The sequence below is a fragment of the Tropicimonas omnivorans genome (genome assembly GCF_031846565.1).
Classification (GTDB): Bacteria; Pseudomonadota; Alphaproteobacteria; order Rhodobacterales; family Rhodobacteraceae; genus Tropicimonas_B; species Tropicimonas_B omnivorans.
Map to the genome: position 1 here is coordinate 176,726 of NZ_JAVRHL010000001.1, position 12,744 is coordinate 189,469.

Genomic DNA, 12,744 nt, shown 5'->3' on the forward strand with positions numbered 1-12,744 from the left:
GGCGCAAGGCTGGCCCCTCCCCGGGCGGAATGCTAGCCGGTGAGGAAAAAGGAGATCGCCCATGTCCGAGATGCTGGAGCGCGAACGCGACCGCGCGGCCGACTGGTTCCGCGAGCTCAGGGACCGCATCGTCGCCGCCTTCGAGGGACTCGAGACGCAGGCCCCCCCGGAGCGGCTGGCCGACACCGCCCCCGGCCATTTCGAGGTGACGAAAACCACCCGCTCGGCGGATGACGGCAGCGATGCCGGCGGCGGGCTGATGAGCGTGATGCGCGGTGGCCGCGTCTTCGAGAAGGTCGGCGTCAACATCTCCACCGTCCACGGCACGCTTGGTGAGGCCGCGATTTCCTCCATGGCGGCGCGCGGCGTTCCGGGGATCGAGGAGGATCCGAGCTTTTGGGCCAGCGGGATCAGCCTCGTGGCGCACATGCAGAACCCCCACGCCCCGGCCGTCCACATGAACACGCGGATGTTCTGGACGCCGAATGCCTGGTGGTTCGGCGGCGGGGCGGACCTCAACCCCGCCATCGAGTACGAGGAGGACACCGCCCATTTCCACGCCGAGATGCGCGCCGCCTGCGACGGACATGGCGATGATCTCTACCCGCGCTTCAAGGCCTGGGCAGACGAGTACTTCTTCATCCCTCACCGCAAACGCGCGAGGGGGGTCGGCGGAATCTTCTACGACGATCTGAACACCGGGGACTGGGAGGCGGATTTCGCGTTCACCCGCTCTGTGGGCTCGGCCTTTCTACCAGCCTTCCTGCCGCTGGCCGAAAAACGCCGCAAGGCGGACTGGACCGACGAGGATCGCGCCGCGCAACTTGCCCATCGCGGCCTCTACGCCGAATACAACCTCGTCTATGACCGGGGCACCAAGTTCGGCCTCGCGACGGGGCATGATCCGAATGCTGTCCTGATGAGCCTGCCGCCGGTGGCGACGTGGCACTGAAGCCGCCTGCCCGGCGTGGAGGCGGTGACAGCGCAGGCCTGGCTTGCGCGAAGTGACGCCCGTGCGGCAACTACGACCCTGCCGGGCAGCAGCGACGACTTGAGGAGTTCGACACCGGAGGCCAACTGGCCCCCGGTCTCAAATGGTTGGAGGGCTCCAGGCCGGATCGCCCGGAACCCTCCAACTCCCCACGTGCCCCAACCGGGTCGCACCACGTGAAACTGGATCTCGCTCCGGACCATCCTGGTCCTTTGTCAGATCCTCGTACCAAATCCGGCGCCCTGTCTCAAACGCCAAGTCCGGACAATCCGAATCGATTTGGCCCGATCAGCTTCCGTAGACGGCGTCCTTGCCGAAATGCTTGGTCAGCAGATAATAGAAGACGGCGCGATACTTGGTCCGCTCCGAGCGGCCATAGGTCTCGATGGCGGCTTCGATCCCCTCGTCCAGCTTGTCGCTTTCGGACAGGCCCAGCTTCTTCATAAGGAAGTTCTTCTTCACCCGGTCCATTTCGTCCGGATCGGAGGAGGCGACCGTTTCCGCATCGCGCTGATAAATGACCGGCCCGCACGCCGCCGTGACCTTGCGAAGAAGATCCACGTCCGGCTCGAGGCCGCAGGTGTCCTTCACTGCGTCGATGTATTTTCCAACCTTTTCGTCGAGCTTGCTCATGGCGCTACCTCTCTTTTGCGTGATCGCTTGGAGATCAACCTAAGGCGCGAATCGAATCTGTGAATGAAAAAAGCGCCTCCCGGTATCGGAAGGCGCCATGGTTTCGCATGCACTTGCGTCCAGAACCCGGATGACCGGGCATTTCCGATCAGTAGCGGTAGTGCTCCGGCTTGAACGGGCCTTCGGGCGTGACGCCGATATAGGCGGCCTGCTCCTTGCTGAGCGGCGTCAGTTTCACACCGATGCGGCCGAGATGCAGGCGGGCGACCTTCTCGTCGAGATGCTTGGGCAGAATGTAGACGGCGTTGCCGTACTCGCCACCACGGGTCCAGAGCTCGATCTGCGCCAGCACCTGGTTGGTGAAGGAGGCGGACATCACGAAGGAGGGGTGCCCGGTGGCGTTGCCGAGGTTCAGCAGGCGCCCTTCGGACAGCAGGATCAGACGATTGCCCGAGGGCATCTCGATCATGTCCACCTGATCCTTGATGTTCGTCCACTTGTGGTTCTTCAGGTTGGCGACCTGAATCTCGTTGTCGAAATGGCCGATGTTCCCGACGATCGCCATGTCCTTCATCGCGCGCATGTGCTCGATGCGGATGACGTCCCTGTTGCCGGTCGTCGTGATGAAGATGTCCGCGGTGTCCGCCACGTCCTCCAGAAGGACGACCTCGAACCCGTCCATCGCAGCCTGAAGCGCGCAGATCGGATCGGCTTCCGTCACCTTCACCCGCGCGCCGGCGCCGCTGAGGGAGGCCGCGGACCCCTTGCCGACATCGCCGTATCCGCACACGACGGCGACCTTGCCGGCCATCATCGTGTCCGTGGCGCGGCGTATCCCGTCGACCAGCGATTCCTTGCAGCCGTACTTGTTGTCGAACTTCGACTTGGTGACGCTGTCGTTGACGTTGATCGCCGGGAACGGAAGCTGCCCGTTGCGCTGAAGGTCATACAGGCGATGGACGCCCGTCGTCGTCTCCTCGGAGACGCCCTTGATCTGATCCCGCATTCTGGTGAACCAGCCGGGGCTTTCCTTCATCCGCTTGGCGATCTGCGCCTTGATCGCCTCTTCTTCCTCGGATTGCGGGACCGCGATCACGTCTTCCCCCGCTTCGGCGCGCGCGCCGAGGAGGATGTAGAGCGTCGCGTCGCCTCCATCGTCGAGGATCAGGTTCGGCCCATCGGCGAACTGGAAGGAGCGGTCGAGGTAATCCCAATGCTCCACCAGGCTCTGGCCCTTGATCGCGAAGACCGGAACACCGGACTTCGCAATGGCCGCCGCGGCATGATCCTGGGTGGAGAAGATGTTGCACGAGGCCCAGCGGACGTCTGCCCCGAGCGCGACGAGGGTCTCGATCAGGACGGCGGTCTGAATGGTCATGTGGAGCGAGCCGACGATCCGCGCACCGGCGAGCGGCTTGCTGTCACCGTACTCTTCCCGAAGCGACATCAGGCCCGGCATCTCCGTCTCGGCGATGTCGAGTTCCTTCCGGCCGTATTCGGCCAGAGCGATGTCCTTGATGATGTAATCGTCCGCCATGGCGCCAGTCTTCCCCACAATTCGTTGACAGCCGCTTAACACCGGGTCGGGCAGCGGACAACGCCGGGGAGCGGCGGGGGACTTACATCGGGATGCCTGCCTTCTCGACCAGCCCGTCGCGCCAGTGCGTTCCCGCCGCGATGACGCAGGAGATGCCTTCGGCGTCAGTCAAGAGTACGGTCCACGTGCCGCCGATTTCGGAATGCCAGACCTCCAGGATCTTCTCGGACGACTGGAGCCCGCCGCCGGAAAAGCTCTCGTCGTATGACCCTTCGAGGCGCTCGATGACGGTCGAACGATCCGCGCAGTTATCCTGCGCAAGAGCGGCGCCCGGGACGAGGGCGGAGGCGGCGACGAGGCTTAGTGTCTTGAACATGCAGATCCCCCTTCCGGGCGACGCTGCGGCCCCCGGCGGTTGTGGTCTCACACCCGGTTGGTATTGATGATTTCCTGAACAAGCCGCGAGGGCCGCAAAGGTTCCCAAACGGTGTCAAGACCAAAAGACGGAAGCGCGATATGGGCAAGCCGGCACGGGCCTGGCAACGGATGCTGTCCGGGCGGCGGCTGGACCTCCTCGACCCCACCCCCATGGATATCGAGATCGAGGACATCGCCCACGGACTGGCCTTCGTGGCCCGGTGGAACGGGCAGACGCTGGGAGACCATCCCTACTCCGTCGCGGAGCATTGCCTGCTGGTCGAGGAGCTGCACCGGCGTCTGTGTCCGACCGCGCCGCCCCGATGGCACCTCGCCGCGCTCCTGCACGATGCGCCCGAATACGTCATCGGGGACATGATCTCCCCCGTGAAAGCTGCGATCGGGCCGGACTACAAGGCACTCGACGACCGGCTGACCGCCGCGATCCACCTGCGCTTCGGCCTGCCGGCGGCGCTTCCCGTCTCCGTCAAGACGCAGATCAAGCGGGCCGACCAGATCAGCGCGTGGCTCGAAGCGGTGCATATCGCGGGGTTCTCCGAGAAGGAGGCGACGTCCTTCTTCCGTCGCCCTCCTGCAGGGATCATCGAGGGCCTCGGCATCGCGCTGCGTCCGCCCGTCGAGGTGCGCGCGGAGTTCGTGGCGCGGCACGCGGATCTGCTGGCGCAGACGGGATGATCCCTACCTTAGCGGACACTCGGGCCCGGCGAGCCAGAGCGTCTGCTTTCGATCGCGATAGGCGCCGCGGGCCGGTGCGAGCCGGGTGAGACGCTCGGCCGCGCAGCCCTCCGGCAGACGATCCCGCTTCGTCACGAGAAGGAACGGGGCGTCCCCGCCCGGCCAGGGGAAGCTCTGGGCGTAATGGTTCATCGCCCGGCCCTCCGGCGGCACGGAGTAGATCGCGATGCCCGTGTCCCGCTCCGAGTAGAAGAGGTCCGCGAGGACATCCCTGTCATCCGCGACGATGGCCTCCGCCCCGGTGTCGCGGGCGGCCCTCACGATGGCGCCGGACATCTCGTCCCGCCCGAGGTAGCGCGCCAGGATGAGCCGGTCATCCGGCCCTGCGGCGAGGTGGGTTCCGAAGGCGGTCAGAAGCGGGATGGCGAGACAGAAGGCCCCGTGAAGCACGAGGCTGCCCCAGAGCCACGGCCGCCCCGTTCGCCACCACCACAGAGCCGGGATCGGATGCGCCGGCGGGAAGCTCGCCCACCCCTGCCCCGCCGCGAGGAGCCATGGCACGACCGCAACGGTTCCCGCCAGATATGCCGCCGCCGCCCAGTTCGCGTAGGCCCCGCCAAGGAGCGCCTGGACGCAGACGAATGCGACGATGGGCAGGGCGAAGAGAATCGGGATGCGAAGGGGCGCCCGGCGCAGGCGCCCGCCCATCCAGAGCAGCACGGCGAAGAGCACCGGACCGAAGACGGCGAACTGGCTGGCGAAGAAGGTTCCGAGGTCCCGCCAGAGCAGACCGCCCCCGCCGCCCTCGCGAACCCAGTCGGCATTGTCCATCGTGTGCTCGACCGTCGAGAGGCCGTGAGCGATGTTCCACGCGACATTGGGCGCGATGGTGAGCGCGAAGGCCCCGAGCGCCAGCAGCGCCTGCCGCCATGTCGGCCGCGCCTCGGGAAAGAATGCCGCGAGAGCCGCGCAGGGCAGGTAGTAGATTGCGGCGTATTTCGACAGGAACGCGAGACCGAGCGCGACCCCGGCCGCGAAGGCCCGCCCGCGGGTCCCTCCCGGAACGCCGATCCACAGAAGGAGCCCGGCGGCGAGGAAGGGGAACATGATCGTGTCGGTGGAGATCAAGTAGCTTCCGACGGCGACCATCGGCAGCGTCACGTAGATCGCCGACACCCAGATCGCAGCCCCGGCCCAAAGCCGCGAGGCGATCGCGCCGAGGATCAGTGCCGTCGCGGCGTGGAAGAGAGGCGCAGGCAGGCGCACCCAGAACGGCGCATCGCTGCCGCCGAGCTCGGTCGCCGCGCGGATCACCCAGGCGATCATCGGCGGCTTGGAGTAATAGCCGAAGTCGAGCGTCTGACCCCAGAGCCAGTACTGCGCCTCGTCCACGAACAGATCCGTGGCGCCCTGCGCCAGGAGCGCGACCCGAAGCGCCGTGACGGCGAGGACGATCAGGGCCGCGCGGGGCAGCCACTCATTCGGTGTGACGACGCTTCTCGGCATGGATCAACCACAGGTTCCGCGAATAGATGAATAGCCCCATCCCTTGCCCGAGCATGAAGACCGGATCCCTGCGGTAGACCGCATAGGCGCCGAGGACGAGCCCTCCGAGGACGGAGAAGTACCAGAAGGCCACCGGAACGACGGAACGCTCCGCCTTCTCGGACGCGATCCACTGGATCAGGAAGCGCGCGGTGAACAGCAATTGCCCGCCGAGCCCGACGCAGACCCAGAGGAATTCCCCCATGCTGTCGACGTGGAGGAACTGGAATATCGCCTCGATCATGGGAGCGTCGTCTCCTCGGTGGCCCGTGCGGTCTTGCGCCGGCGAACCAGCCACATGACGCCCAGGAGATCCGACGCGCCGGCAAGGGCGCGGCCGAAATTGCCGTAATTCGACTGACCGGCACCGCGCGGGCGATGGCCGACGTCGAGATGCAGGATCTCCCAGCCGTCGCGCGTGAAGAGCGCCGGCAGGTAACGGTGCATGTGATTGAAGTAGGGAAGCGCGAGAAAGGCTTCGCGGCGGAACGCCTTCAGACCGCAGCCGGTGTCGCGCGTGCCGTCATCGAGGGCCGCCGAGCGGATGCCGTTGGCGAGCTTGGAGGCGATGCGCTTGGCCTGGGTGTCCTTGCGGTCCGCCCGCTGCCCCGCGACGAGGGCAATGCCGGGCGCCGCGGCGATGAGGGCGGAGGCGAGCCTCGGGATCTCCTCGGGCGGATTCTGCCCGTCCCCGTCCAGCGTGCAGATCAGCGCACCGCGCGCGGCCAGGACGCCTGAATGGATCGCGGCGCTCTGCCCGGCGGAGACGGCATGGCCGAGAAGGCGCACCCGACCGTCCCGCGCGGCGAGCGCGAGGACTTCGGCGGCAGTCCCGTCCGTCGAGCCGTCGTTCACCGCGATTACCTCGATCTGGGGCAACCCGTCCGCCCCGTCGCAGGCCGCCAGGATGCCATCGATCAGCGGACCGGCATTGCCGGCCTCGTTCCGCATTGGAATAACGATGGAAAGCCCTGTCATGGGTGCCTCCGGGACGGCCCGCCCGCCGCGAACCAGCGGCCTGTAGCATGCACCCCCATGCCCTGCAAACGCGCCCGCCCTAGCGAAGCAACGTCTCGCCGGGATCGAGCTTCGGCGTCATCACCACGCGGTCCTCCGCAGAGGCCGGCGCTCCGCCCGCTCGGCGTGCGATGATCTGCGCCGCGGCCTCTCCGATTTCCCGGCGACAGGCATCCATCGTGGCGATCCGCCGCGGCAGACCGTTCAGCAGCGGCAGTCCGTTGAACCCGGCAAGGCCGATCTCGCCCGGGATCTCGACCCCCCGCTCCGCCAGCTCCAGAAGCCCGCCCGCGGCGATCATGTCACTGGAGTAGTAGAGAAAATCGAGGTCCGGCACGGTGTTCAGCATGTCCGCCGTCATCTCGCGGCCCTTGGACAGGCCTGAGCCTCCCTCGTAGAAAGAACGCCCGGCCACCTCCATCCCCGCCTTCGCCAGCGCCTCGGTAAAGCCCTCGAACCGCTTCCGTGCGCGGTGGTCCAGCGGCATCTTGGTGCCCATGAACCCGATGCGGCGGTATCCGGCATCCACGATCGCCTGGGCCATCATCCGCCCGGCGCGGCGGTGGGAGATGCCGACCATAGCGTCGATCGGCTCTCCGTCGGCATCCATGATCTCGACGATGGGAATGCCTGCGGACTGCAACATCGCGCGGGACGGTCCGGTATGCTCCAGCCCCGCGACGATGACGCCCGAGGGTCGCCACGACAGCATCTCGTAGAGCACCTGCTCCTCGCGGTCCGGCCGGTAGTGGGTCACGCCGAGCACGGGCTGCAGTCCCGTATCCTCGAGAACGCTGACGATCCCGTCCATCACTTCGGGGAAGACGAGGTTCGACAGCGAGGGGATGATGACCGCGACAAGGTTCACCCGCTGGCTCGCCAGCGCCCCTGCGATCTTGTTCGGCACGTATCCGAGGCGCTTGGCCGCGGCGAGCACCTTGTCCCGGGTCGCGGAGCTGACGTCGCCGCGATTTCGCAAAACGCGGGACACGGTCATCTCGCTGACGCCGGACGCCTCGCTGACGTCTCGGAGGGTGAGCGGGCGGCGCGGCGGGGGCACGTGGGTGTCCTGTGTCATCGGGCCTGAATAGCGGCTCGTGGCGGGGCGGGAAAGACCGCAGCCTATCCCAGTGCGACCAGGTGGTTATCCCAGGATCGGGCGGCATGGGCCAGTGGCCGGACAGCGGCGGCCGTATCGAGCGACAAGAGCCCACCGAGCCCGTCGGAAGCGACGAAGCCGGCGGGCGCGGGCGCAATGCCGCAGACGTCGCTCCGCCTCAGGATCCCGGCAAGCTCGCCGTTCAGCCCGAAGACATGCACCCGCCCGCCCCGCGGCGAGGTGATCGCGACGCGCTCGCCCGAGATCGCCACCGAGCCGGCATAGCCCTCCATCGCCACCTGCTCGGCGAACCCCGCCTCCAGAAGCTGCGGCGCCTCACCGCGAAAGTGGAGGCCGAGGAGTGGCACGCCGTCCATCGCCTCCCCCTGCCACTGCATCGCGAAGGCGACGCGCCCCTCGGCCGAGACGGCGAGATGACGGATGGAATCGAGGTGCAGGTCCGGATCGAGGGAGACAGTCTCCAGAACGCCATCCTCCCCCGCATAGGCGAGGTTCGGCGCCATCTGCGGGATGTTGAGCTTGTCCCGGCCGGTTTCGGGCCGCGTGAGGATGCCGCCATTGGCGACGGCGAGCGTCCTGCCGTCTGGCATGGTGCGCACCTCGTGCGGGCCGATCCCGCCGGACGCGACCTCGCCGATGCGGGCATAGCCCTCTGACGCGGCCCAGAAGCCGATCCGGCCTTCGCCGCTCTCGATATGGTTCTCGGTCGTCGCGAGCACCTCGCCGCCATGGAGGAAAGCGCCGTGACCGTAGAAATGCCGGCCCTCGGGGGCTTCGAGGCGCGCGGCGAGGCGCCCGCGCGCGCAATCGATGACGAGGGCGAAGGTGCCGGGGCGCCGGGCGAAGGCGACCGCTTCGGGGCGAACGGGATGCGCCGCGGCCGCATGACCACGTCCCGGCAGGGAGATGCGGAAGAGGTCCGCTCCGTCCGCCGACAGGCCGAAGAGCGCGAAACCGCCATCCGCCTCCCGCGCCGCACCGAGATAGGCCGGGTTCCCGGCCTCGGCCCATGTCAGCTTCGGCGCCGCGGCCGCGGCCAGAAGAGAGGCCATGAAGGTGCGGCGCGTGGTCATGTCAGTCTCCGTCCATCGAGTTGAAGCCAGCGGAGACGCCGAGCGCCGTGCCGAGTTCGGTGTCCAGCGTGCGCCTCAGGACACCGAGATCGGTCTGGAGCGCCTCGATCCGGAAACGCCCCGCGGGATCCTCGACACCGGCAAGCGCGGGATCGTCCAGCGCGTCCGCCCGCGCGATGGCCCCGCCGAACGCGTCGGTCGTCTCCGGGATCGGCGTGTCCGCAAGGGCCTCGGCCAGATCCTCGAGAGCCGTCAGCGACAGGATCACGTTCCGCACGGACCGCTCCGAGCGCCATGCTTCGGCCCGGGTGGGCCGCGGGCGATCGAGCGTGCCGAGAGGGCGGCCGAGACGCTGATCCTGATTGTATTCCAGCCCTGTCGCCAGCGCCGTGTAGAGGGCCTGCACCGCCTCCCGATCCGTCAGGTACGGGCTGCCGCCGGGATCGGTCAGGGCCGCGGCGAACCCGTCCCTCCACCCCGCCTCGATCTCACCGGCCATGCGCGCAAGGTCTTCCGCGATGGCGGTGGCGAGGCGGCAGGTGTAGCTCCCGGACGAATAGCCGGAGAAGTCCGGCTCGTAGAGAAGCTGCTCCAGCGCGAAGAGCCCCCGCGCGGCGACGGAGACCTGGCCGAACTCGTCCGGGCGATCCACGATGGCATCGCGGTCCGCGATCATCCCGGCGAGGCTCCGCGGCATCATGCCCCGCGTGTCCGGCCAGAAGGAGATCGCAAGGCCGCGGCCCTCCTCCTCGATGGGGCCGAGCCGCAGGTGCGCGACGCCGAGCCATGCATCGAACGCGTCGTTCCAGGGGTCCTTCAGCGTCTCGGGGGTGCAATCGGCCTCCGCCGCCGCGGCAAGGTTTGCCGTTTCGGACGCGAATCGCGCCTGCGCGGGGAGGATGACGTCCGTCACCGCCTCATCCACGCCGGCCGAGACGAGGGAAGGCACGGGGGTAAAACAGAGGGCAAGGCAAAGGGCGGCAAGTCGGCGCATCAGAGGCTCTCCAGGAAACGGATCAGGTCGTCGCGCTCGGCTTTCGGCATCTCCGCCACGCGGTCCCGCGACGCCTGCGCCTCACCGCCATGCCACAGGATCGCCTCCAGAAGCGAGCGGGCGCGGCCGTCATGCAGGAAGCGGGTGTGCCCGTTGACCTGCTCCGTCAGGCCGATGCCCCAGAGCGGCGAGGTGCGCCATTCGCGGCCCGTGGCGCGGCCCTCGGGCCGGTGGTCCGCCAGACCCTCGCCCATGTCATGGAGCAGCAGGTCGGTATAGGGCCAGATCAACTGGAAGGACTGCTCCGGCTGGCCATCGAGCCGCGCCGTGACGTGCTTCGGGACATGGCAGGAGGGACAGCCGGCGCCGTAGAACGCCTCCTTCCCGCGCAGCACCTGGGGATCGTCCACGTCGCGCCGCTCCGGTACGGCGAGGTTCTGCGAATAGAACGTGACGAGGTCCATGCCTTCCGCGTCGATCTCGGTTCCGCGGGCATCGTCGTCGCCATGCGGGCCGGCAAGGCAGTCCGGCTGGTTCTCGGTGCAGTCGCCCGCCGGCGTGTCGAAGAGGGGAGAGGAGATGCCGATGTCGCCGGCAAATGCGCTCGCCGCCTGCTCCCGGATCGTCGCGGCCCCGGCCTTGAGGCCGAACCGCCCGAGCATCGCGCGCTCCTCGAGGAACGACCAGACGATCTGCGGCCGGCCCGAGATCCCGTCCCCGTCGCTGTCTTCGGGATCGGCATGGGCGAGGATCTCCTCTGCCGGGATGGCCTCCAGGAGGCCGAGGCCGATCATCGGCGGCGCGACGCGCGGACTGAGCATGGCGGACCCCGAAAGTGGGCCGTAACCCGGATCCTCGAGCGTGTAGGTCGGATCGAGAAGCGTCGCCGTCTCGCCGCCGGACAGCTGGACCTCGAGCTCCTCGTAAGAGGTCCCCGTCCGCCCCTCGGCCTTGCGTCCCGGCAGGGCTCGATCCTGGATCTGGCCGCCGTAGACCGGATCGGGCCGGGTCCGCTCCCCGCCCGGTCCGACGGAGAGCAGGAAAGCCTCGATCTCGCTCATCGGCGCCTCATCCGCGGCCGGCACGGAGATCCGCAGGAACATGCCCGCGCCCCGGTCAGCTCCCATCGGGGGCCGCCCGCGACCGTCCTTGAGGTGGCAGCGCTGGCAGGACCGATCGTTGAACAGGGGCCCGAGACCGTCCGAGGCGAGCGTCGAGGAGGGGGCGGAGACCCAGAGCTTCTTGAACAGCCCGTTGCCGACCTTGAAGTCCAGCTCGCGCTCGAAGGAGATGTTGCCGGACGCCTGCGAGAACGCATCCGCATCCTCGCGCGCCCGCACCGTGGCGCTGCCCCCCTGGTTCGCCTCGAACGGCTCCGGCGCATCGAATTCAGTGGCGGGAGCGGTGACCTGATCGATCCGGGCGCGCTCGTCCGGCGTGCGAGGCAGAGCATCGAGATGCGTGTGCGACAGGGCCTCCGGGTACGTGTTTCCCTGGCCGTCCGACCCGGCCGCGAAGGCTCCCGCCGAAACCAGTCCAGCCATCACGATGGTGCTGCCGATCGCCACAAATCGCATAAGGGTCTTCCCGTGCCGTTCAATAACCTATAAATACACTCGGGATTTGGGAACGGCCAGCCACGGATTGGCCGGAAACAGGATCGGGACCGCGACATGACCGCACTCCGTCTGGAACTGCCACACGTGGAAGACGGCGACCGCGCCACGCAGGGCCTCACGCCCGAGCTTGCGGCACGTCTTGCGCGGCTTCGCGTCGCGGCGCTGCGCTGCCGTGTCTCCACGCGCCTCGATTTCACCGAAGCCTGCGCCCTGATCGGACGGGGCGGCGCGCAGGACGGGCGCACGGCCGACGCACTCCTTCGCGTTCTCGGCGAGGGGCTCGGACGCCTGCCGGTCTTCTTCCGACCCGGCGCAGGGGATCTTTCCTTCGACGAACGCTGGCTGGTGGCCCTTCTGAGTGCCCTCGACCGGGGGGACGAGGCCAGCGCCACGTTCCTTCTGAAGAGCCGCATCGCCCCGCATTACAGGCGATTCCTCGGCTTCCTCGCGGCACAGGTCGCGGTGTCGGACGACGTGGCGTGACACGATAGAAGCACTGTCGCCGCTTCGGCGCAGCGCCCCCTCGACATAATTTAGAATGGTTCTATATTGGCTGTCACAAGGCAAGCCGACGCCAGCCGTACCATGTGCGATACAGACGACCAGAGGACCATTTTCATGACCCAGACCGCCATTTCCCTCGAACCGAACGCCCTCGACGCCATCGCGGACGCCCTGAACCAGAGCGTTGCCGAGACCGTCGTGACCACGATGCTTGCCCAGAACTTCCACTGGAACGTCAAGGGCATGGCCTTCGGCCCGCTTCACGCCCTCTTCCAAGAGATCTACGAGGACCACTTCGTGGGCCAGGACGACCTCGCCGAGCGCGTCCGGGCGCTCGACAAGCACGCCGAGGGCAAGCTTGCCGGCATGCTGAAGCGCTCCAAGGTCGAAGAGCAGGACGGCACCCAGACCGACAAGGAGATGATCCGTCTCCTCATGGAAGCCGAGCAGACCATCGCCGCGACTCTCGCCGGCGCCGGTGAACTCGCCGCCGAGCACGGCGACACGCTGACCGAGGATCTGTGCATCGAGCGCGGCCGGACGCATGAGAAATTCGCCTGGATGCTCCGCTCCCACCTTCAGGGCTGAGGACCTGCCG

14 protein-coding genes are annotated in these 12,744 nt (G+C 67.7%); 4 read left to right on the forward strand and 10 right to left on the reverse strand.

The features are described from left to right. Positions 1-70 precede the first annotated feature (70 nt). Complete coding sequence (gene hemF / locus RM543_RS00880) at positions 71-952, forward strand: oxygen-dependent coproporphyrinogen oxidase (RefSeq protein WP_432280427.1); 882 nt, start codon at positions 71-73, stop codon at positions 950-952. Between the two features lie 327 nt (positions 953-1,279). Here hemF and RM543_RS00885 read toward each other — a convergent pair whose 3' ends face one another. The 3 genes from RM543_RS00885 to RM543_RS00895 form a co-directional block, all read right to left on the reverse strand. Next, the gene (locus tag RM543_RS00885) at positions 1,280-1,624 is read right to left on the reverse strand and encodes a DUF2853 family protein (protein ID WP_311688735.1); all 345 of its coding nucleotides are present in this window, start codon (positions 1,622-1,624) and stop codon (positions 1,280-1,282) included. Positions 1,625-1,772: 148 nt separating this feature from the next. Next, positions 1,773-3,161: an adenosylhomocysteinase gene (ahcY, locus tag RM543_RS00890; RefSeq protein ID WP_311688737.1), complete on the reverse strand. Its 1,389-nt coding sequence runs from the start codon at positions 3,159-3,161 to the stop codon at positions 1,773-1,775. An 82-nt stretch (positions 3,162-3,243) separates the two neighbouring features. Continuing rightward, on the reverse strand, positions 3,244-3,537 hold the full coding sequence (locus tag RM543_RS00895; RefSeq protein ID WP_311688739.1) for a hypothetical protein: 294 nt from the start codon (positions 3,535-3,537) through the stop codon (positions 3,244-3,246). 140 nt (positions 3,538-3,677) lie between these two features. On the opposite strand from RM543_RS00895, the gene RM543_RS00900 reads away from it, so the two are divergent. After that, a complete protein-coding gene (locus RM543_RS00900) occupies positions 3,678-4,274 on the forward strand; it encodes an HD family hydrolase (protein ID WP_311688741.1) in 597 nt (198 codons plus the stop codon). Positions 4,275-4,277: 3 nt separating this feature from the next. Here RM543_RS00900 and RM543_RS00905 read toward each other — a convergent pair whose 3' ends face one another. From RM543_RS00905 to RM543_RS00935, 7 genes are all read right to left on the reverse strand, one after another. Continuing rightward, complete coding sequence (locus RM543_RS00905) at positions 4,278-5,780, reverse strand: ArnT family glycosyltransferase (protein ID WP_311688743.1); 1,503 nt, start codon at positions 5,778-5,780, stop codon at positions 4,278-4,280. Beyond that, positions 5,752-6,063: a lipid-A-disaccharide synthase N-terminal domain-containing protein gene (locus RM543_RS00910; protein WP_311688745.1), complete on the reverse strand. Its 312-nt coding sequence runs from the start codon at positions 6,061-6,063 to the stop codon at positions 5,752-5,754. The genes RM543_RS00905 and RM543_RS00910 overlap by 29 nt, the downstream gene beginning before the upstream one ends. Further along, positions 6,060-6,797: a glycosyltransferase family 2 protein gene (locus RM543_RS00915; RefSeq protein WP_311688747.1), complete on the reverse strand. Its 738-nt coding sequence runs from the start codon at positions 6,795-6,797 to the stop codon at positions 6,060-6,062. The genes RM543_RS00910 and RM543_RS00915 overlap by 4 nt, the downstream gene beginning before the upstream one ends. A 79-nt stretch (positions 6,798-6,876) precedes the next feature. Next, complete coding sequence (locus RM543_RS00920) at positions 6,877-7,914, reverse strand: LacI family DNA-binding transcriptional regulator (protein ID WP_311688749.1); 1,038 nt, start codon at positions 7,912-7,914, stop codon at positions 6,877-6,879. Positions 7,915-7,958: 44 nt separating this feature from the next. Further along, a complete protein-coding gene (locus tag RM543_RS00925; protein WP_311688751.1) occupies positions 7,959-9,029 on the reverse strand; it encodes a DUF1513 domain-containing protein in 1,071 nt (356 codons plus the stop codon). A gap of 1 nt (position 9,030) precedes the next feature. Then, positions 9,031-9,978: an imelysin family protein gene (locus tag RM543_RS00930; RefSeq protein ID WP_311688753.1), complete on the reverse strand. Its 948-nt coding sequence runs from the start codon at positions 9,976-9,978 to the stop codon at positions 9,031-9,033. Positions 9,979-10,022: 44 nt separating this feature from the next. Then, positions 10,023-11,600, reverse strand: a complete 1,578-nt coding sequence (locus RM543_RS00935) for a di-heme oxidoreductase family protein (protein WP_311688755.1) — start codon at positions 11,598-11,600, stop codon at positions 10,023-10,025. 96 nt (positions 11,601-11,696) lie between these two features. Here RM543_RS00935 and RM543_RS00940 point away from each other — a divergent pair, with 96 nt between their 5' ends. Both RM543_RS00940 and RM543_RS00945 read left to right on the forward strand, forming a co-directional pair. Then, complete coding sequence (locus tag RM543_RS00940) at positions 11,697-12,125, forward strand: hypothetical protein (RefSeq protein WP_311688757.1); 429 nt, start codon at positions 11,697-11,699, stop codon at positions 12,123-12,125. Between the two features lie 135 nt (positions 12,126-12,260). After that, positions 12,261-12,734 carry a Dps family protein gene (locus tag RM543_RS00945; protein ID WP_116085265.1) on the forward strand — a complete coding sequence of 158 codons (474 nt, stop codon included), beginning with the start codon at positions 12,261-12,263 and terminating at the stop codon, positions 12,732-12,734. Positions 12,735-12,744: the final 10 nt, after the last annotated feature.

Bases quoted from the DNA above. Each gene is read 5' to 3' on its own strand.
- hemF (WP_432280427.1), top strand. From the start codon at position 71: ATGCTGGAGCGCGAACGCGACCGCGCGGCCGACTGGTTCCGCGAGCTC.
- RM543_RS00885 (WP_311688735.1), bottom strand. From the start codon at position 1,624: ATGAGCAAGCTCGACGAAAAGGTTGGAAAATACATCGACGCAGTGAAG.
- ahcY (WP_311688737.1), bottom strand. From the start codon at position 3,161: ATGGCGGACGATTACATCATCAAGGACATCGCTCTGGCCGAATACGGC.
- RM543_RS00895 (WP_311688739.1), bottom strand. From the start codon at position 3,537: ATGTTCAAGACACTAAGCCTCGTCGCCGCCTCCGCCCTCGTCCCGGGC.
- RM543_RS00900 (WP_311688741.1), top strand. From the start codon at position 3,678: ATGGGCAAGCCGGCACGGGCCTGGCAACGGATGCTGTCCGGGCGGCGG.
- RM543_RS00905 (WP_311688743.1), bottom strand. From the start codon at position 5,780: ATGCCGAGAAGCGTCGTCACACCGAATGAGTGGCTGCCCCGCGCGGCC.
- RM543_RS00910 (WP_311688745.1), bottom strand. From the start codon at position 6,063: ATGATCGAGGCGATATTCCAGTTCCTCCACGTCGACAGCATGGGGGAA.
- RM543_RS00915 (WP_311688747.1), bottom strand. From the start codon at position 6,797: ATGACAGGGCTTTCCATCGTTATTCCAATGCGGAACGAGGCCGGCAAT.
- RM543_RS00920 (WP_311688749.1), bottom strand. From the start codon at position 7,914: ATGACACAGGACACCCACGTGCCCCCGCCGCGCCGCCCGCTCACCCTC.
- RM543_RS00925 (WP_311688751.1), bottom strand. From the start codon at position 9,029: ATGACCACGCGCCGCACCTTCATGGCCTCTCTTCTGGCCGCGGCCGCG.
- RM543_RS00935 (WP_311688755.1), bottom strand. From the start codon at position 11,600: ATGCGATTTGTGGCGATCGGCAGCACCATCGTGATGGCTGGACTGGTT.
- RM543_RS00940 (WP_311688757.1), top strand. From the start codon at position 11,697: ATGACCGCACTCCGTCTGGAACTGCCACACGTGGAAGACGGCGACCGC.
- RM543_RS00945 (WP_116085265.1), top strand. From the start codon at position 12,261: ATGACCCAGACCGCCATTTCCCTCGAACCGAACGCCCTCGACGCCATC.